Annotated in this window: 19 protein-coding genes; 12 read left to right on the forward strand and 7 right to left on the reverse strand. The window is 71.4% G+C overall.

Annotation, left to right across the window (positions count from 1 at the left end; genetic code table 11):
* Positions 1-1,140, forward strand: a complete 1,140-nt coding sequence (locus ACFYO9_RS33025) for a DNA (cytosine-5-)-methyltransferase (RefSeq protein ID WP_358778584.1) — start codon at positions 1-3, stop codon at positions 1,138-1,140.
* Here the strand turns inward: ACFYO9_RS33025 and ACFYO9_RS33030 are convergent.
* The 3 genes from ACFYO9_RS33030 to ACFYO9_RS33040 form a co-directional block, all read right to left on the reverse strand.
* The gene (locus tag ACFYO9_RS33030; protein ID WP_388666821.1) at positions 1,110-1,610 is read right to left on the reverse strand and encodes a very short patch repair endonuclease; all 501 of its coding nucleotides are present in this window, start codon (positions 1,608-1,610) and stop codon (positions 1,110-1,112) included. The two genes, ACFYO9_RS33025 and ACFYO9_RS33030, sit on opposite strands and share 31 nt — an antisense overlap.
* Positions 1,594-2,472: an HNH endonuclease gene (locus ACFYO9_RS33035; protein WP_355816464.1), complete on the reverse strand. Its 879-nt coding sequence runs from the start codon at positions 2,470-2,472 to the stop codon at positions 1,594-1,596. Before ACFYO9_RS33035 ends, ACFYO9_RS33030 begins: the two co-directional genes overlap by 17 nt.
* A gap of 111 nt (positions 2,473-2,583) precedes the next feature.
* Complete coding sequence (locus ACFYO9_RS33040; RefSeq protein ID WP_358778585.1) at positions 2,584-3,618, reverse strand: SEC-C metal-binding domain-containing protein; 1,035 nt, start codon at positions 3,616-3,618, stop codon at positions 2,584-2,586.
* 172 nt (positions 3,619-3,790) lie between these two features.
* Between ACFYO9_RS33040 and ACFYO9_RS33045 the strand changes: the two genes are divergently transcribed.
* The 6 genes from ACFYO9_RS33045 (at position 3,791) to ACFYO9_RS33070 (ending at position 8,835) form a co-directional block, all read left to right on the forward strand.
* Entirely contained in the window at positions 3,791-4,639 is an 849-nt protein-coding gene (locus ACFYO9_RS33045; RefSeq protein WP_388666801.1) for a class E sortase, read from the forward strand.
* 60 nt (positions 4,640-4,699) lie between these two features.
* Positions 4,700-4,948 (forward strand): DUF3311 domain-containing protein, encoded by a 249-nt coding sequence (locus tag ACFYO9_RS33050; protein ID WP_358778586.1) that lies wholly within the window; start codon positions 4,700-4,702, stop codon positions 4,946-4,948.
* Positions 4,945-6,489: a sodium:solute symporter family protein gene (locus tag ACFYO9_RS33055; protein ID WP_358778587.1), complete on the forward strand. Its 1,545-nt coding sequence runs from the start codon at positions 4,945-4,947 to the stop codon at positions 6,487-6,489. The genes ACFYO9_RS33050 and ACFYO9_RS33055 overlap by 4 nt, the downstream gene beginning before the upstream one ends.
* 63 nt (positions 6,490-6,552) lie before the next feature.
* Positions 6,553-6,864 (forward strand): DUF6412 domain-containing protein, encoded by a 312-nt coding sequence (locus ACFYO9_RS33060; protein ID WP_358705806.1) that lies wholly within the window; start codon positions 6,553-6,555, stop codon positions 6,862-6,864.
* A gap of 189 nt (positions 6,865-7,053) precedes the next feature.
* The gene (locus ACFYO9_RS33065; protein ID WP_358778611.1) at positions 7,054-7,821 is read left to right on the forward strand and encodes a YidC/Oxa1 family membrane protein insertase; all 768 of its coding nucleotides are present in this window, start codon (positions 7,054-7,056) and stop codon (positions 7,819-7,821) included.
* 156 nt (positions 7,822-7,977) lie between these two features.
* Positions 7,978-8,835, forward strand: a complete 858-nt coding sequence (locus tag ACFYO9_RS33070; RefSeq protein WP_358705541.1) for a fumarylacetoacetate hydrolase family protein — start codon at positions 7,978-7,980, stop codon at positions 8,833-8,835.
* 90 nt (positions 8,836-8,925) lie between these two features.
* On the opposite strand, the gene ACFYO9_RS33075 is transcribed toward ACFYO9_RS33070, so the two are convergent.
* Positions 8,926-9,822 carry a LysR family transcriptional regulator gene (locus ACFYO9_RS33075; protein WP_358778588.1) on the reverse strand — a complete coding sequence of 299 codons (897 nt, stop codon included), beginning with the start codon at positions 9,820-9,822 and terminating at the stop codon, positions 8,926-8,928.
* Between the two features lie 34 nt (positions 9,823-9,856).
* Here ACFYO9_RS33075 and ACFYO9_RS33080 point away from each other — a divergent pair, with 34 nt between their 5' ends.
* A complete protein-coding gene (locus ACFYO9_RS33080; RefSeq protein WP_388666803.1) occupies positions 9,857-11,074 on the forward strand; it encodes a nuclear transport factor 2 family protein in 1,218 nt (405 codons plus the stop codon).
* A 96-nt stretch (positions 11,075-11,170) separates the two neighbouring features.
* Here the strand turns inward: ACFYO9_RS33080 and ACFYO9_RS33085 are convergent, their stop codons facing one another.
* Together ACFYO9_RS33085 and ACFYO9_RS33090 are read right to left on the reverse strand one after the other, a co-directional pair.
* Positions 11,171-11,674, reverse strand: coding sequence for a heme-degrading domain-containing protein (locus tag ACFYO9_RS33085; RefSeq protein WP_358778589.1), 504 nt, complete (start codon positions 11,672-11,674; stop codon positions 11,171-11,173).
* Positions 11,671-12,828, reverse strand: coding sequence for a Gfo/Idh/MocA family oxidoreductase (locus ACFYO9_RS33090; RefSeq protein WP_358778590.1), 1,158 nt, complete (start codon positions 12,826-12,828; stop codon positions 11,671-11,673). The genes ACFYO9_RS33085 and ACFYO9_RS33090 overlap by 4 nt, the downstream gene beginning before the upstream one ends.
* A 59-nt stretch (positions 12,829-12,887) precedes the next feature.
* Between ACFYO9_RS33090 and ACFYO9_RS33095 the strand changes: the two genes are divergently transcribed.
* The gene (locus tag ACFYO9_RS33095; protein ID WP_358778613.1) at positions 12,888-14,051 is read left to right on the forward strand and encodes an ROK family transcriptional regulator; all 1,164 of its coding nucleotides are present in this window, start codon (positions 12,888-12,890) and stop codon (positions 14,049-14,051) included.
* A gap of 665 nt (positions 14,052-14,716) precedes the next feature.
* Here ACFYO9_RS33095 and ACFYO9_RS33100 read toward each other — a convergent pair.
* Positions 14,717-15,316 carry a TetR/AcrR family transcriptional regulator gene (locus ACFYO9_RS33100; RefSeq protein ID WP_355816490.1) on the reverse strand — a complete coding sequence of 200 codons (600 nt, stop codon included), beginning with the start codon at positions 15,314-15,316 and terminating at the stop codon, positions 14,717-14,719.
* 159 nt (positions 15,317-15,475) lie between these two features.
* Here ACFYO9_RS33100 and ACFYO9_RS33105 point away from each other — a divergent pair, with 159 nt between their 5' ends.
* The 3 genes from ACFYO9_RS33105 (at position 15,476) to ACFYO9_RS33115 (ending at position 18,280) form a co-directional block, all read left to right on the forward strand.
* Positions 15,476-16,234 (forward strand): SDR family NAD(P)-dependent oxidoreductase, encoded by a 759-nt coding sequence (locus tag ACFYO9_RS33105; RefSeq protein ID WP_358778591.1) that lies wholly within the window; start codon positions 15,476-15,478, stop codon positions 16,232-16,234.
* Positions 16,235-16,402: 168 nt separating this feature from the next.
* Complete coding sequence (locus tag ACFYO9_RS33110; RefSeq protein ID WP_358778592.1) at positions 16,403-17,353, forward strand: hypothetical protein; 951 nt, start codon at positions 16,403-16,405, stop codon at positions 17,351-17,353.
* A 177-nt stretch (positions 17,354-17,530) separates the two neighbouring features.
* On the forward strand, positions 17,531-18,280 hold the full coding sequence (locus ACFYO9_RS33115) for a GntR family transcriptional regulator (protein WP_358778614.1): 750 nt from the start codon (positions 17,531-17,533) through the stop codon (positions 18,278-18,280).
* The last annotated feature ends 24 nt before the right edge of the window (positions 18,281-18,304 follow it).

Below are 18,304 nucleotides of genomic sequence, written 5' to 3' on the forward strand. Positions count from 1 at the left end.
ATGAGTTCCAGCGACCAGCCGCTGACCTCGATTGAGATCTGCGCGGGAGCTGGAGGCCAGGCAGTTGGCCTCCATGGGGCGGGGTTCCGTCACCGTGCACTCGTCGAGATCGATAAGCACGCGGCCGAGACGCTAGAGCTCAACGTGGTGGAACGCAAGGTATGGGGGGAGGAGGAGGCGGCCAACTGCCAAATCTTCTCCATGGACGTCAGGGATTTCAAGCCTACAATTGAACATATTGACCTCCTGGCTGGCGGAGTTCCGTGCCCTCCTTTCTCCGTCGCGGGCAAGCAGCTCGGGCAAGATGACGAGCGGGATCTCTTTCCGGAGATGCTTAGGCTAGTGGACGAATTGAACCCTCGCGCGGTGATGATCGAAAACGTCGCCGGTCTCGTGAAGCCTTTCGATAAATTTGTGAGATATCGAGAGGATATTAAGCGGGAGCTCCGCAGAATGAATTATGTCGTGTGCGGATGGCGCCTCCTTGAAGCAGCCGACTTCGGGGTTCCTCAGCTGCGTCCTCGTGCGATCCTGGTGGCCATTCGGAGAGATTGCTACCGCGGGTTTGATTGGCCTAAGCCCAAGGCTGAGATGACAACAGTGGCGCAGGCGCTTAAGGAGACGATGGAGCGCCGTTTCGCTGACGCAGGCAGGCCTGAGGGGTATGAGAAGTGGCTCAAAAAGGCCACTGAGGCAGGAACGGTCGCCCCTACCCTCGTGGGTGGCTCCAAGAAGCACGGCGGGGCTGACCTGGGACCGACCCGAGCGAAGAAGGCTTGGGGCAACCTGGGCGTGAACGGGATGGGCGTCGCTAACGACGAGCGTGAACCCAACCTCGAAAGAGACCTGGGGAACATGGATCTGGCGATCAGTGGTCCAGATGTGAAGCGTGTTGGCCCCATGCTGACTGTTGAACAGGCGGCGATTATCCAGGGGTTCCCTGTGGACTGGCGCTTTGCGGGACGTAAGACGGCCCGTTACCGACAGGTGGGTAACGCCTTTCCTCCGCCTGTTGCCGAAGCTGTCGGTTTGGCTATTAAGGACGCATTGGAGCGAACTGGAGATTTGCTGGAGGCGCCCGTTGGGGACCTCGAGCTGGACGGAACGACTTACGAATCGGGTCGCGACACCCTCATCTGACGCAGAGGTCGCCGGTCCGAGACCAGCCGGATGATCTCAGCCGCTGACTCTTCGGCAGGCGTGTGCTCCCAGAAGCGTAGGACAAGCCAGCCAGCTTCGCTTAGCTGCTGGTCGGTATCCCTGTCCCGTTCCATATTTCGTTTCACCTTTTCAGACCAGTAGCCCGGGTTGGTCTTTGGTGACACGTAATGTTCGGGGCATCCGTGCCAGTAGCACCCATCGATGAAAACAGCTACCTTCGCTGGACGGAAGACCATGTCTGCCGTCCGGCGAAGTCCTGGCAGTGGACGCGTCGACACGCGATATCGCAGGCCGTTGGCGTGCACGAGCCGTCTGATCAGCCGTTCAGGTTTGGTGTCCCGACTCCGGATGGCCTGCATGTTACGTCGCCTCGCGGCAGACGAGGCCCATGAGCCTTCGGGCGGAGACCATGGCTGCGAATCACTCACTGTCTCACTCCTGTGAGCTATTTCCGGCTGAGCCTTCCGAGCGCTTCGCTCTTCTGCGCGCCCGCTCAATCTTGGCGACAGCGGCCTGAGGGCCTTCCGGGGGCCAAGGCTCCCAGTGTTCCAGCCGGTAAAACGAGAGTACGCGTCGCCCCTTCTTGCGCTGGGAGTTCTCGATAAGCCAGCCGAGGGACCGGAGCTCACGCATCCGCTTGGTGGGGTCGCCATGATTTTCCTCGCGGGCAACGAGAACAATAAGTTCCTTTGGGACGTCCTCACCTGCCATCGCCTTCAGTAGCTCGCCGATTCGCAGATGGACTTCGGGGAGTGTCAGTGATCTTCGCAGAGCGACGGCGTTCTCTTGATGGTCGGCGAAGAGAGACTGCTTGTTGTGGTTGTCCTCCTCGCATAGCAGCTGTAGGTTTTCCTGTTCGTTGGTCCCCCCTAGGTCAAGCGGGACCATGTGATCGATGACCAGTTTCACTTGGTCGTCTTTAGGAGTGCGGCCGCAAGCGGCGCAGCGGTTGCCGTAGGTGTGATGGACCAAAGCCCGTATTGATCCCGGGATGCTCTTGCGTGCCGTTCGCTTGCCGAACTGAGAGTTCCAGCCAAGCAGGGGGTAGACGAAAACGTTGCTCTCCCCTGCTATGCGTTGTGCGGGCACGTCGAAGTGCGTACGCAGTGAGCGAAGCCGCCGGTCCATCTGCAAGTTGGCCTTGCCGGTAACGAGGCTGACACGCTCCCTGATGGCAGGCATAGCCAATGGCTCTTCCTGTGACCGGTAGAGCACCTGGTATACGGCGCGCGTCTCGGCATCGGGGACCAGTTCCCGCAGCTCCTTGCTATCCGGGGCAGGGAGGGGGCGCGGCTCGTTCGTTCCTGGCATGTGGTCTTGGAGTCCCGCTCGTTTCTGGTGATCGGGTGGTGGTTTGGAAGTGACCTGGTTCCGGGTCGGACTTCGGAGGTTTTGGGAGGGTGACAATTCGGGGCCCGACTGTCAATCGATGCCGTGGCACTCCCCATACCCCCGCCCCGACCCGCACCAGCAACCCCCGTCGCCCTCCGGAGGCCACGGCACCGCTCGGCCCCGGGCTGCCAGGGTCGTCGCGTACTGGGGGAGTAGGGACGGGTCCTCCGGGGGTGTGGCCTCTGAGGCTGCGAAGGCCTCGTAGGAGGGGACCGTGCCTGTCACGATGCCGAGGTTCGGGGTGCCGGAGGCGGCGAGTTCGCGTAGTGACGCCTCTATCGTCGACAGGTGCTCCTCGTGGGAGGGGTACTCCGAGGTCAGGGCCGGGTACGCCGTCAGGAGTTCCGTCAGTTCCGTCGCCGGCCAGTGCAGGACCGCCACCGGGAACGGGCGGGACAAGGCCTCGCGGTACGAGCCCAACTCCGCCTGGATACGGGCGATTTCCGCGCGCAGTTCCGCCGGGTTCTCCGAGCCCAGGGACCACACCCGCTTCGGGTCGTGCAGCTCGTCCAGGGAGATCGGCGCCGTCGAGACGCGGTCGGCCAGCGTGTCCCACTCGTCGTGCTCGGCGCCGAGCAGCCGGCGTACACGGTGGCGGCCGAAGAGGAGCGGGTGCGCGGCGTAGGGGGGTTCCGCGGCGGCGGACGGGACGACCCGCGACACCGCCTCCGTGAACGTCTCGTGCGCCTGCTCCAGCTCGTCGTGCTGCTCCAGCGCCTCCGCCACGATCACCCACGGCGCCGGGTCCAGCGGTGCCGCCGCGCGGACGCCGGCGATGATGGCCCGCGCCTCCGCCTCGTGGTCGTACTCCCAGAGGTTCGAGGCCTTCAGCGCGCGGACGAGGAGAGGGGAGCCCGCGGGGTGCGGTGCGTCCGCGGACAGCAGGCGGTCGTAGAGCGTCGTCGCGCGATCGCGCGCGCCGGCCAGTTCGAGGTGGGCCGCGGCCTGGAGGAGGAGCTGTTCGGCGTCCTCCGGGTACAGGCCGGCCGTGCGTTCCAGGCGCGCGGCTTCGGCGATGTGGTCGACGTCGACGTGGTCGGCAGCAGCAGGCTTCTCGGGGCGCATACGGGACACGGTACTGCCGGGAGGGGTCCCAGCAGGAGGGGTGAGGGGTGAGGGGTGGTTCGGCTGACAGAGCCCGCCATGAGCTTCGCCGCCTGCCGTGCCATGGATTGTTGCGGGGCCGGCGCCTATTCTCCCGGCGGCCGGACCGCGGCCCCGGCGCTGAGGAGGCCCCGTGCGCGAACGAGCCCCCGTCGTTCCGGTGGTGGTGCAGGGTGGCCGGACCCCCCGCCGCTCACCCGCCGTACGCACCCTCTGGAACGCCGCCGAAGTCGCCGTCACCCTCGGCCTCGTCCTCCTCCTGCTCGTCGCGCACCAGCTCTGGTGGACCAACCGGCAGGCCCGCGCCGCCGCCGAGCGGAAGGTCCACGCCCTTGAGGAGGAGTGGGGCAGGGGAGGGAGCGGGGACGGGGGCTCGGGTACGGGGAGCGGGCCGCGCCCGCCTTCGGGAGGCTCGTCCGGTCACGGTCACGGTCACGGTCCCCGTAAGGGGTCGGGCGGCGGGGAGGCGCGCGGCGGCGGATCCTCCGCCCCGTCCGGGACCTCCCGTACGGGTACCCCCACCCCCCGCTGGGATCAGGCCTACGCCATCCTCCGCATCCCCCGCATCGGCATCCGCGTCCCCGTCGCCGAGGGCGTGAGCAAGGCGGCCGTGCTCAATCACGGGTACGCCGGGCACTACCCCCGCACCGCCCAGCCCGGCCAGGCCGGGAACTTCGCTCTCGCCGGGCACCGCAACACCCACGGGGAGCCGTTCCGCCACATCAACCGGCTGCGGCGCGGGGACGAGGTCACCGTCGAGACCGCGCACGCCACCTACACGTACGTCGTCGACAAGACCCTCGCCCGGACCTCCGCCCGCGACGGGGGCGTCATCCGCGACGTGCCGCGCAGCGACGTCCGCGCGGGGTACGGGTACCGGCAGCCCGGGTACTACCTCACCCTCACCACCTGCACCCCCGAGTACACCTCCAAGTACCGGCTCGTGGTGTGGGGCCAGCTGCGCGCGATGCGGCCGCGTTAGCGCACCGAGCGAGTACGGCCCGCGTCCTCAATCCGCCCCGCCCCGATAGGGTCGTGGCTCGTGATCGCTCGCCGCCGCCCCCACCTCCTCTGGCTGCTCGGCCCCTTCGTGCTGTACCTCGGGGTCCTGCCCTTCGCCAACCGCGTGCGGCCCGTCGTGCTCGGGCTGCCGTTCCTCTTCTTCTGGCTGCTCTGCGCGACCCTCCTCACGCCGGTCTGCGTATGGCTCACCCACCGCGGCGACCGCAAGCGCGGCGACCGCAGGCGCGCGGACCGGACGCGCGGGGACCGGAAGGGGCGCCGCGCATGAGCAACGCAGCCGTCGCCACCGCCGTCTTCGGCGTCTTCATGGCCGCCACCGTCGCCCTCGGCCTCGCCGCCGTCCGCGGGCGCGGCCGGCAGGGCGGGATTGCCGAGTGGTCCGTGGGCGGGCGCAGCCTCGGCGCCGTGTTCATCTGGGTGCTGATGGCGGGCGAGGGCTACACCAGCTTCAGTTATCTGGGCGCCGCGGGCTGGGGCTACAACTACGGCGCCCCCGTGCTGTACGTCGTCGCCTACATGTCCTGCGGGTACGCCGTCGGTTACGTGGTCGGGCCCATGCTCTGGGCCTACGCCCGGCGCCACGGGCTGGTCAGCATCTCGGACATGGTCGCCCACCGCTTCGGCCGGCCCTGGCTCGGCGCGGGCGTCGCCGTCCTCGCCACCGTCTTCCTGCTGCCGTACATCCAGTTGCAGATCACCGGCATGGGCGTCGTCGTCTCGACGATCTCGTACGGCGCCGTCAGCCTCAACTGGGCCTATTTCATCGGCTTCGCCGTCACCACCGGGTTCGTGGTGGTGAGCGGACTGCGCGGCAGCGCCTGGGTCTCCGTCCTGAAGGACGTCCTCGTCGTCGGGACCCTCGCCTTCCTCGCCGTCTACGTACCCCTGCACTACTTCGACGGATACGGGGACTTCCTCCACCGGATCGTGCGCGAGAAGAGCGACTGGCTCACGCTTCCGGGCAGCGGCGGCAGCGCGTACGGGCAGGCGTGGTTCGCCACGACCTCGCTCCTCAACGCGCTGACCGTCGTCATCTTCCCGACCACCGTCGCCGGGTACCTCGGCGCCCGCAGCGCCGACGCGCTGCGCCGCAACGCCATCTGGCTGCCCGCCTACAACGTCCTCCTCTTCGTGCCCATGCTCCTCGGCATGGCCGCGCTCTTCGTCGTGCCGGGGCTCGTCGGCGCCGAGTCCAATCTCGCGCTCTTCAAGCTGGTGGTGGACTCGCTGCCCGCGTGGGCCGTCGGCGTCATCGGGGTCGCGGCCGCGCTCTCGTCCATCGTGCCGATGGCCGTGTTCATGCTGGTCATCGGGACCATGTGGGGCAGCAGCGTGCTCTCGCTGCTGCCGCGCTGGCGCACCCCGCAGCGGCAGAAGCTCGCCTCGCAGGGCGTGGTCGTCGTCGCGGGCGGCCTCGCGCTCGCCCTCACGTACGGGGCGCCCAACACCCTCGTACGCCTCTCCCTCATCTCGTACGAGGGGATGGCCCAGCTCGTACCGATGCTGCTGCTGGGGCTCGTGTGGCGGAGGCTGACCCTCGCCGGGGCGCTGAGCGGGCTGGTCGTGGGCGTCGGCGTCGTGTGCGCGCTCGTCTTCAGCGACCACGATCCCGTCCTCGGGGTCAACGCCGGGATCCTCGCGCTCGCGCTCAACCTCGCCGTCGCGCTCGCCGTGACGTACGCGGGGCCCGCCGACCGCGCGGACGGGCGTCCGGACGACGAGGTCCTCGCGAGCGATCCCCTCGACGAGGAGGACGGGGAGGGCCAGGGGGACGGCCGCAAGGTCGGCTCCGCGGCCGATCCTGTATAACGGCAGGTACGAGTACGGTCGATGTGAGCCGTCGGACAGGGAGAGGAGGCAGCCGTGCGGGACATGATCCGTGCCGCGAGGGCGGCCGCGCGCCCCTCCCTGCTGCTCCTGTTCCTGCTCGTCGAGGTCGTCCTCGTCGACACCGGCAGCCTCACCGCCGCCGTCGCGCTCGCCGCGACCGCCGCGGCGTCCTCCGCGCTCGCCGTCTCCTCCCTGCTCGCCGCGCGCTGCGCGCCCGCCGTGCCCCGCACCCGCGTGCGCACCGCCATCCGCGACCGCGAGCGGCGCACCGCCTTCCTGCCGCAACGCGACCCCGACGCCAGGGGCCGCACCCGGCCCCGAGCACCCGGCCGTCCCTTCCTGACGGCCGCGTAGGGACACGGGCGCGATGCCCGCACCCGGCTGATCCCTGCTGATCCCTGCTGATCAGTCCAGATCACCTCGGATCGCCCGGATCACTCCCGAGCCCTTCGTGCGCCCCGTCACGCCGACGCGACCTCACCCGTCGCCGCTCCCGCCCCGGCAATGACGAGACCCCCGGAGGGCTCCTCCATGTCCGATTTCCTGTCCGCTTTCATGTCCGTGTTCGCCGGCCTGGTCGAGCACCTCGCCGACCTGCTCGACCCGCTCTTCCACGCCTCGGCGACCGCCGCCGCGATCGTGCTGTTCACCGCCTGCGTACGGCTCCTCGTCCACCCCCTGTCGCGGGCCTCGGCCCGGGGCCAGCGGGCCCGCGCCAAGCTGTCGCCGCGGATCGCGGAGTTGCGCAAGAAGCACGCCAAGAACCCGGAGAAGCTGCAGAAGGCCGTCCTGGAGCTGCACCGTGAGGAGCGGGTGTCGCCGCTCTCCGGCTGCCTGCCGAGCCTCTTCCAGCTGCCGGCCTTCTTCCTGCTCTACCACCTGTTCTCCAACTCCAGCATCGGCGGCGAGGCCAACGCGCTGCTCGGTCACACGCTCTTCGCCGCGCCGCTCGGCGGCCGGTGGGCGGACGCGCTGGGCCACGGCGGCGTCTTCGGCGCGCAGGGCCTCGTCTATCTGGCGCTGTTCGCCCTCGTCGCGGTGGTCGCCACCTTCAACTACCGGCGCACCAAGCGGCAGATGGCGGCCAACCCGCTGCCGCAGGCCGGCTCCGGCGACCAGCAGGTGCCCGGGATGGGCGCGATCACGAAGTTCATGCCGTTGATGTCGTTCATGACTCTGTTCACCGTGGCCGTGGTGCCGCTGGCCGCCGCGCTGTACGTGGTGACCAGCACGACGTGGAGCGCGGTCGAGCGCGCGGTGCTGTACCGGGACATGCCGGGCAGCGCGGGGGCCCTGACCGCCGCCGTGTGAGGGCGGCGGCGGTGGAACGGTGACGGCGGCTACCGCCCGGTAAGGGTCCAGTACGTGAACGGGGTATTGCGGACCGGACGGCGACCTTGGACGATCGACCAAACCTCCGATGGCCGCATCCCATCGGCCGGGCTACCGAAGGAATGGAGTCTGACCATGAAGCTGCTGCGAGTCGGTACCGCAGGATCGGAGCGTCCCGCGCTCCTCGACGCCGAAGGCGCCCTCCGTGACCTGTCGGGCATCGTCGCCGACATCGACGGCACGGTGCTCGCCGACGCCGCCGCGATGGGCCGGATCCGGGCCGCCGCCGACGCCGGTGACCTGCCGGTTCTCGCGGCCGACGGGCTGCGCGTGGGGCCGCCGCTCGCACGGATCGGCAAGGTCGTCTGCATCGGGCTCAACTACCACGACCACGCCCGCGAGACGGGTGCCGAGCCGCCCGCCGAGCCCGTCGTCTTCTTCAAGGCGGCGGACACGGTGGTCGGCCCCGACGACACCGTCCTGGTGCCGCGCCGCTCGGTGAAGACGGACTGGGAGGTCGAGCTCGCCGTGGTCATCGGACGTACGGCGCGCTACCTGGAGTCGCACGAGGAGGCGCTGGCGCACGTCGCCGGGTACGCGGTGTCCCACGACGTCTCGGAGCGCGAGTTCCAGATAGAGCGGGGCGGCACCTGGGACAAGGGCAAGAACTGCGAGACGTTCAACCCGCTGGGCCCGTGGCTGGTCACCGCCGACGAGGTCGCTGACCCGCAGGCACTCTCCCTGAAGCTCTGGGTCAACGGCGAGCTGAAGCAGGACGGCACGACCGCCCAGCAGATCTTCCCGGTCGCCGAAGTGGTGCGCTACGTAAGCCAGTTCATGACGCTCTACCCCGGTGACGTGATCAACACGGGGACGCCGGCGGGCGTGGCGATGGGCCAGCCGGAGCCGAAGCCGTATCTGCGGGCGGGCGACGTGGTGGAGCTGGAGGTCGAGGGGCTCGGCCGGCAGCGGCAGGAGCTGAAGGACGCGTAGCGCTCTCCGCGCGGGAGGGGCGGGTGGCGCTGTCCGCGTGCGGAGGGTGCCCCCGGCGTTCCCGACCCGCCGAGGCGCCGGCGCGGGCGCCTAAGCAGGACGGGCCGGGGCGAAGGCTGTGGCGAGCTGGTCGAGCAGGGGCGCTGCGGAGGGGTGGAGGTCACGGCGTGGCGTGATCGCGTAGATGCCGCGGGTCGGCGGATCGACGAGCGGCAAGGTGGTGACGTCGGCCCGCAGCGCCCCCGTCAGCACGCCGGGTATCAGGGCGATGGCGTGACCGGTTGCGACCAGGGCCAGCTTGCCGACCAGATCGGCTGCGGCGAGGTCGATGCGGGCGCTTACCCCGGCGCGGGCGGCGTGTTGGCGCAGCAGCGCCGCCGAGCCGTCGTTGTCCTCGACCCAGGTCTGGTCGGCCAGCGTCTGCATGGGCACCGGCCCGCGCCCGGCCTGCGGATGGCCGACAGGCAGTGCGACGACCATGTCGTCCAGCCCGAGGAACCGGCGTTCGACCCGGGAGTCATGGGGCAGCCCCGGCGGTGCGTCGGTGACCACGGCGATGTCGAGATCGCCGGCGATCACGCGGTTGTGCAGCTGCGCGCTCAGGCCCGGCAGCAGGTTCCACCGGATGGACCCGACCTGCTCCAGCAGCCCCCGCACGGCCTCGGGAACGATCCCCGCGGCCAGAGAGGGTGTCGCGCCCACGGCCAGCGGTCGACTGAACGTCCCTTCACGAACGTCCCGTACGGCACGAACGGCGCGCTCCGCCTCGTTGAGCGTGGCCACGGCGTGGTGCCGGAACACCTCGCCGGCAGGTGTCGGACGTACACCACGCGCATGGCGTTCCACCAGCGGCACGCCGAGTTGCCGCTCCAGCCCGGCGATCTGCCGGGAGACGGCCGATTGCGTGTGATGGAGCTCGGTGGCCGCCGCCGACAGTGACCCGAGTCGGCACACGACCACGAACGTCCGCCACACCGTCAGTTCCATGGCGGCAGTATGCCGGTCGGTATGCGTCTCCCGCATGGCCGGCCTGCGCACTATGCGCTGGTCGCAGTCTCTCCGGTCCGCCACTCTGGCGGGCATGACCACACCGCACACGATCGCCGTCCTCGGCCTGGGGCGCATGGGTGGCGCGATCGCGACTCGACTCACTGCCCAGGGCCGGGACGTCATGGGCTGGACACGCTCAGGGCGCGCCGCAGGCGCCGTCAAGACGACCGGTGACCCGAACGAGGCAGTGGCAAAGGCCGACTTCGTGCTCCTGGCGTTGTTCGACGGCCCGGCCTGCCGGCAGGTCCTCGACGACGTCCGTCACTCGCTGCGACCGGAGACGACGGTGCTGAACACCAGCACCATCGCCCCTGCCGAAGCGTCGTGTCTCGCCCGGCAGTTCGGCCCGTCCTACGTCCACGCGCCCGTGCTCGGCTCCGTGCCGGCCGCCGCCGCGGGCGCCCTGCAGATTCTCGCCGCCGCCGACCAGGATGCGCTCGATCGAGCCCGACCGGTGCTGGAAACGCTCGGCACCGTGCGGCGCGTCGACGACGCCGCCACCGCCGCCGCGCTCAAGCTGATCGCCAACAACAGCCTCGCCGGCGCCGTCCTCGCACTGCGCGACTCCCTGCGGCAAGCCGATGCCCTCGGGCTGCGGCGCGCCCAGGCGCTGGACGTCCTCGAACTCGGCGGCCTCGGTGGGCTGGTGGCCCGTAAACGCCCCTTCCTTGACGGTGCGTCGCCCGTCGGCACCGCGGACTTCACGATCGGTGCGCTGGTCAAGGACATGACTCTGCTGGCCGACGCCTCGGCCACGCCTCTGCGCAGCGCCGTCGGGCTGGCCGAAACGTCTGCCGCCCCTGAGGCCGACATCGCCACTGCCGCCACGGTCCCCGCTGTGTCGGACGCCGTTCTCGAACCGCTCCGCGCCTACATTCGGGGGCATGCCACCGGCGAGCCCGCCCACTTCCGCGACGCGTTCCTGCCCACTGCCCACATCGAGGGAATCCGGGGCGGCGCTTTCGTCTCATGGCCTCTGGACGAGTACTGCGCTCTCTTTCACGGCCACTCGGTGCCGGACGAACCGAGCCGCACCCGCCGGATCGACACCGTCGACGTGCACGGCACCATCGCGACCGCGACCATGACGCTCCGGCACGGCGTGGACACCTTCACCGACATCTTCCTGCTGGTCCGCGTCGGCGACGGTTGGCGCATCGCCAACAAGGCTTACCACCGGCACTCATGAGACGGCGAGAAGCGATCCCTCGCCCGTCGCGGCGTCGCGTTCGCGCCGCGAGATCCTCACTCAGAGGGAAGAGCGCCGCGCGGTCGGGGCCCCTCCTCAGGCTGCGATGAACCGCTCCAACGCCGCGACCACCAGCGCGTGATCCTCGATCTGGGGCAGGCCCGACACCACCACCGTGCCGACCACCCCCGCCCCCTCCACCGCGAGCGGGAACGCGCCGCCGTGGGCCGCGTAGGTGTCGGGGTCGAGGCGCGAGGAGTCCTCGAAGGTCGTGCCCTTGGCGCGGAAGCGGGTGCCGACCTGGAGGGACGAGCACTGGTAGCGCTCCACGACGCGGCGCTTGCGGTCGATCCAGGCGTCGTTGTCGGGCGTCGAGCCGGGCAGCGCCGCGTGGAAGAGCTGCTGGCCGCCGCGCCGGATGTCGACGGCCACCGGGGCGCCGCGCTCGCGGGCCAGCTCCACCAGGAGCGTGCCGAGCGCCCACGCGTCGTCGTACGTGAAGTGGGGCAGGACCAACCGGCGCTCCTGGTCCCGCAGTTCGTCGAGGGAGGGCGCCCTCGCGGGGGCGGACGGGCGGCCGCCTGCGGCAGGGGTGCTCACAGCGTCACCGCCACACCGTCGCGGGCCGAGCGGCGGGCCGCCTCCAGGACGTCGAGGGCCGCGGCGGCCTGGTGCGCGGTGACGGGGTTCTCGCCGGTGCCGCGCAGCGCGTCGGCCACCGCCGCGTAGTACGCGGGGTAGTCGCCCGGCAGGGTGCGCAGCGGGCGGCCGCCGCCCGTCAGCGGGGACTCGCCGGAGCCGACCCGGCCCCACATCGACTCGGGCTCGACGCCCCACGGGTCCTGCGGCGTCGGCCGCTTGCCGTCGCGCAGCGCTGCCTCCTGCGGGTCGAGGCCGTACTTCACGTAGCCGGCCTGCGAGCCGAGCACGCGGAAGCGCGGGCCGAGTTGGGCGGTGGTGGCCGATACGTAGAGGTGCGAGCGGACCCCGCTCGCGTGCGTGATCGCGATGAACGTGTCGTCGTCCGCCTCCGCGCCCGGACGCCGTACGTCCGACTCCGCGTACACGCGGACCGCCGGGCCGAACAGGACCAGGGCCTGGTCGACGACGTGGCTGCCCAGGTCGTACAGGAGGCCGCCGATCTCCTCGGGGTCGCCGGACTCGCGCCAGCCGCCCTTGGGCTGCGGCCGCCACCGTTCGAAGCGTGACTCGAAGCGCCATACGTCGCCGAGCTCGCCGTCGGCCAGGAGCTGGCGCAGCGTGCGGAAGTCGTTGTCCCAGCGGCGGTTCTGGAAGACGGACAGCAGGAGCCCGCGGTCGTCGGCGAGGGCGGCGAGCTCGCGCGCCTCGGCCGCGGTGCCCGCGATCGGCTTGTCCACGACGACCGGCAGGCCCGCCTTGAGGGCGGCGGTGGCGAGCGCGACGTGCGTCTTGTTCGGGGACGCGACGACGATCAGGTCGAGCTCGTCGGCCCGCTCCCACAGCTCGTCGGCGGAGGCCGCGCAGCGCAGGTCGGCACCGAACTCGGCGCGGGCCTGCGCCTGCCGCTCGGGGTTCGACGTGACGACCGTGTCGAGGACGAGGCCCTCGGTGGCGGCGATCAGCGGGGCGTGGAAGACGGAGCCCGCGAGGCCGTATCCGACGAGGCCGACGCGGAGGGGAGAGCGTGATGCGGAGGCGGTGCCCGTGCCCGTGCCCGTGCCGGTGTGCGGGCCGGTGTCGCCAGTGTCCGTGCCAGTACCTGTGCCAGTCATGCACTCCACTTAAGCAACGGTGTTGCCAAAGTGCAAGCGGGCGGGACAATGGCGGGGTGATGTCGTACGTGAACAGGATGAACCCCGGAGTGAACCTGACGGCGCTGCGCGGGCACAACGCCGCGCTCGTGCTCGATCTGCTGCGCGCGGCGGGCGAGGCGGGCATCAGCCGCCTGGAGCTCGCCGAGCGCACGGGGCTCACCCCGCAGGCGGTCAGCAAGATCACGGCGAGGCTCCGGGCGGAGGGCTTCGCGGCGGAGGCGGGTCGCCGCGCGTCGACGGGCGGCAAGCCGCGTACGGTGCTGCGGCTCGTGCCCGGCGCGGGGCACGCGGTGGGCCTGCACCTCGACCGCGACGAGCTGACGGCGGTCCTCGTCGACCTCACGGGGTCGGTGGTCGCCGAACGCCGCGCTCCGCTGGCCTTCGGCGCGGGCGCGGAGGCGGTGGTCGAGACGGCCGCGGGGGAGGTGGAGGAGCTGCTGGGCGCCGGGCGGGGGGTGTCCGGGGCGGTGCCTGGGGCGGTGTCCGGATTGGTGTCCGGGGTGGGGGTCGCGCTGCCCGGGCCCCTCGACCATGCCGAGGGGGTGCTGCGCCGGGTCACGGGGTTCCCCGAGTGGGACGGGTTCGCGCTGCGGGACGCGCTCGGGGCGCGGCTGGGGCTGCCGGTCGTCGTGGACAAGGACACGAACGCCGCGGCGCTCGGCCTGGCGCTCGCGGGGGACGCGGACTCCTTCGCGTATCTGCATTTGGGGACCGGGCTCGGGGCGGGGCTGGTGCTCGACGGGGCGCTGTATCGCGGTGCGCGTACGGGGGCGGGTGAATTCGGCCACCAGGTACTGCAGTTGGACGGGCCCAGGTGCGGGTGCGGGGACCGGGGGTGCGTGGAGGCGCTCTGCCTGGCGGCGGTCGCGGAGGGTGACGTGGAGGAGGCGGCGCGGGTGCTGGGCACGGCGGCCGGCAACTTGGTCGCCCTCCTCGACGTCGACCGCGTGCTGCTCGGGGGGCGGACGGTTTTCGCGGAGGGGGATGTGTTTGTGCGGGGGGTGGGGGCGGTTGTGGCTGAGCGGGTTGGGCGGGGTGGGGGCGGGAGCGGGGGTGAGGGTGGGGGTACGAGGGTGTTTGTTGGGCTGGCGCCCGGCGGGGAGAGGGGAGTTGCGGAGGGGGCGGCACAGCTGGTCTTGGCGCCGGTGTTTGGGCGGGCGGATGTGGGGGGTGTGGGGTGAGGGGGTAGGGGGCGGCGGGGGTTGTTTTTTTGTGGTGCGGGTGGGTGGGGGGTGCTTTGCGCAGTTCCCCGCGCCCCTGACCGGCTTGGGCTTGAGCTTGTTCTTGTGGCGCGGGTGGGTGGGGGTTGTTCGCGCAGTTTCCCGCGCCCCTGGGGAGCCTGAGCGTGTTCTCGTGGTGCCGGTTGGTGGGGCTTGGCGCGCAGTTCCTCGCGCCCCTGGGGGGCCTGGGCCCGGTCTTGTGGTGCGGGTCGTCGGTGGTTGGTTGCGCCGTTCCCCGCGCCCCTGATGTGGCTGAGCGCGTTCGTGTTGTGCAGGTGTGTGGGGCGGGCGGGCAGCTCCCCGCCTCGCTGGTGACTCTGAGCCCGCTCGGGGGCTTTCTGGGCGGGGGTCGGGGGTCTTCCCTAGGGGCGCGGGGAACTGTGCGACAAGCCCCGGACGGTCCGCACGGTGATACGCGGTCAGCCCTGCCGGGGGGCTTTCTGGGTGGGGGTCGGGGGTCTTCCCTAGGGGCGCGGGGAACTGCGCGACAAGCCACAGGCGGCCCGCACGGTAATACGCGGCCACCCCTCTCAGGGGGCTTACCAGGTGAGGGTCGGAGTCTTACCCAGGGGCGCGGGAAACTGCACAAACATCCCCCGTAGGCCCCCCTAGGCCCCCTAGGCCCCCTAGGCCCCCCTGGGCCGAAGGAGGCCGTCCACCAGTGCGTCCACCAGGCCGCGAGGAATACCCGCCCCGGTCAGGGCGCGGTAGACCAACGGCCCCGTCAGCGCGTCGACCGTCGCGTCGGGCGAGAGGCGGGGCTCGATCTCCCCCGCCTCCACCGCCCGCGCAAGCATCTCGCTCTCCCGCGCCCGCCGCGGCCCGAGATAACGCTCGTGGAAGCTCTTGGCCGTCTCCGGCTGATGCTGCGCCTCGGCGACGAGCGCGAGCAGGACCTTGCCGGCCGGATCCCGCGTGAGGAACCGCGCGAACCGGCGCAGGTAAGCGCGGATGCTCTCCGCCGTGGGCCGCTCCGTCGGCACCGGCAGCCGCTTGGCGCTGTCCTCGATCAACGTGTCGAGGAGGATCTCCACCTTCGACGGCCACCACCGGTAGATCGTCTGCTTCGCGACGCCCGCGCGGCGCGCGATCGCCTCGATGGTCAGGGCGCCGAAGCCGTGCTCGACGAGCAGGTCGTCCGCGGCGTGCAGGACGGCCAGCCGCGCGGCCTCGTCGCGCCGGCTGCCGGAGTGCGGCCTGCGGGGGCCGGAGGTGGGGGCGGGCATGCGGACACGATACCCGGCGTACCCGGCGGCACCTGGCGGCCGGCAACGGCCATTGTGTGGACGCTACGTTGTGTCTAGTCTGGACGTTGCGTCCAGGCAAGACCCGGTTCGGCTGCCCGGCGCCCTCACCCCAACTCCCGCCCCCAGCAAGGAGTACCCATGTCCACCACCCCTGCTCCCTCCACCCCTACCCCCACCTCCACCGGCTCGTCCCCGCGGCGGGCCCTCGTCGTCGGGGCCTCCCGGGGGTTAGGACTCGTCCTCGTCGACGAGCTCACCCGGCGCGGCTGGCACGTCGTGGCCACCGCCCGCGAGACCCGGGGCGACCTGCGCGTACTCGCCGACGCCCGGGAAGGGCGGCTCACCCTGGAGACCCTGGAGATGACCAGCGCCGACGAACTCGCCGCGCTGCGCGAGCGGCTGGCCGGCACCCGGCTCGACCTGCTCTTCGTCAACGCCGCCATCGACCGGGGCGACCTGCCGATCAGCGAGGTGCCGACGGAGATGTTCACCGAGGTGATGGTCACCAACGCGCTGAGCCCACTGCGCACCCTGGAGGCCCTGCGCGAGCTGGTCGTCCCCGGCGGGACCGTCGCGGTCATGTCCTCCGACCAGGGCAGCATCTCCCTCAACACGGAGGGCGGTTACGAGCTGTACAAGGCCAGCAAGGCCGCGCTCAACCAGCTGATGCGCAGCTACGCGACCCGTTACGCCGACGACGGGCTGACCAAGCTGCTCATCGACCCCGGCCACAACCGCACCCGGCTCGGCGGTCCCGGCGCGCCGCTCGACCCGCGCGAGAGTGTGCCGGCCGTCATCGACGTACTGGAGGCGGAGGCAGAAGCGGGGGCGGAGGCGGGCGCGGGCGCGCCCGGTCTGCGGTTCCTGGACCGGCACGGGGAGCCCGTGCCGTGGTAGCGCTCCACGCGGAGTGACCGAGTGACCGAGTGACCTGATCGGGGGAGTGGGGCGGGCCGATCGGGCCTATCGGGCGGTGGCGGGGAGGCGAGGCGGCGCGTGCGTGGAAGGGTCTCGGAGGTCCCGGCGTTCCGTCGGCGTCCGGCTCAGCAAAGGTTCTGGTCCTCCATGTGCTTCCGCAGCTCGTCCGTCCTCGGTGTCGCCGCCGCGGCCGTCGCCCTCGTGCCGGTGGCGGCCGGGGTGTCCGGTGCGGCCGAGGTCGAGGGGGGTGGCGGTGGCGTACGGGGCGGTCAGGTCTGCGCGGCGGTGCGTACGGTGGGGTCGGTGGCCGTGGCGGGCTCGCCCTGCGTCGCCGGCGGCCTCCGCGCCGCGGCCCCGCGGGAAGCCGACCCCGCCGCCCGAGGGGACTCCGTCGTCCGAGGGGATTCCTCAGTCCGCCGCGACTCCGCCGTCCGAGGGGATCCCGCTGCCCGGGGGGACTCCGCCACCATCCCCGACGCCGCGAACCGGCCCACCTGCTCGTCCGACGACAGCGCCGACTTCCCCATCGACACCCGCATCCACCGAGGGCCCGGCACGTACCGGCCGGGCGAGGGGTACCGGGACTGGACGGTCGACCTCACCAACACCACCGACGAGTCCTGCGGCAACATCCACCCGATCCTCGTCCTCGTCGACCGTACGCGGAAGCTGAAGCCGGAGCAGGTGCAGCTGGAGTTCCACGACGGGACGCGCAGGCGGCCCGTGCGCTTCGAGCGGACCGGGCAGGGCGAGAACATCGGCGTCTTCGACGACGGCTTCCCGGGGTTCACGGTCGCACCGGGCCGGACCGTCGGCGTCAAGGTACGGCTCTCCTTCACCTCCGACACGGAGGCCGACCACGTCGAGGCCACGGCGGCGCTGGTGCAGCGCAGGGAGGACGACGGCGACTGGGTCGGCGAGTCCAACGCGTACACGTTCGACGTCGAGCCCGACGGTCCCGCGACCCCGACCGCCGAACAACTCGCGCAGACGGGCCCGGGCACCCCGCTCGCCCTGGGCATCGCCGCGGGCGCGGTCCTGCTGGGCGTAGGAGCGATCGTCATGACCACCCGCCGCATGCGCACGAACCGCAACTGATCCCCCGGCCCGCCTCCCTCCGGGCCGCCCCCCTCCGGGCCCGCCCCCCTAGGGCGCTGGACCCCCCACCACCCCACCCCCACCCCCGAGTTCACATCCATCTGCGAACATCCCGGGGTGGACAACCCGAACCCCGCCCCCACGCCCGCCCCTCGGACCCCCCGGGCCCCCGCCCATCTGCTCGATCAGGCGCCCGGCGCGCCCATTCGGTCCGGGATTCCCGAGCACGGGCGGATCCCCAAGTACTACGCCGTGAAGGCGCGGATCGCCGCGCTCGTCGAGGAGTTGGGGGAGGGGCAGCCGCTGCCCACCGAGCGGGATCTCGCCGAGCGGTACGAGGTGGCGCGCGAGACCGTGCGGCTCGCGTTGCGCGAGCTGCTGCTGGAGGGGCGGCTGCGCCGGCAGGGGCGCGGCACCGTCGTCGCCGGGCCCAAGCTGGAGCAGCCGCTGTCGCTGGCCAGTTACACGGAGGGCGTGCGGCGCCAGGGCCGTACCCCCGGCCGCAACCTCATCTCCCTGAACCGCTTCCCGTGCCCCGCCGCGCTCGCCGCCGAGATCGGCGCCGACGTGGGCGAGGACGTCTGGCACATGGAGCGCGTCCTGCTCGCCGACGACGAGCGGGTCGGCCTGGAGAGCACCTACGTCTGCGTCGACCGCGTGCCGCGGCTCGACGCCGACTTCGAGCCCGACTCCTCCTTCTACTCCTACCTCCGCGACCGCCTCGGCATCGCGTTCGGTGACGCCGACGAGCGGATCGAGACGGTCCTCGCCACGCCCCGCGAGGCCCTCCTCATCGGGACCCCGCCCGCGCTCCCCATGCTCCTGATCCACCGGCTCTCCCGGGACGCGGACGGCCGTCCGCTCGAACGCGTACGCACCCTCTACCGCGGGGACCGGTTCTCCTTCACCACCCACCTCGGGGGCTGAGGCGTCCAAGCACCCCCACCCACA

This window comes from Streptomyces sp. NPDC005863, from assembly GCF_042871345.1.
In the GTDB taxonomy this organism is placed as follows: Bacteria; Actinomycetota; Actinomycetes; order Streptomycetales; family Streptomycetaceae; genus Streptomyces.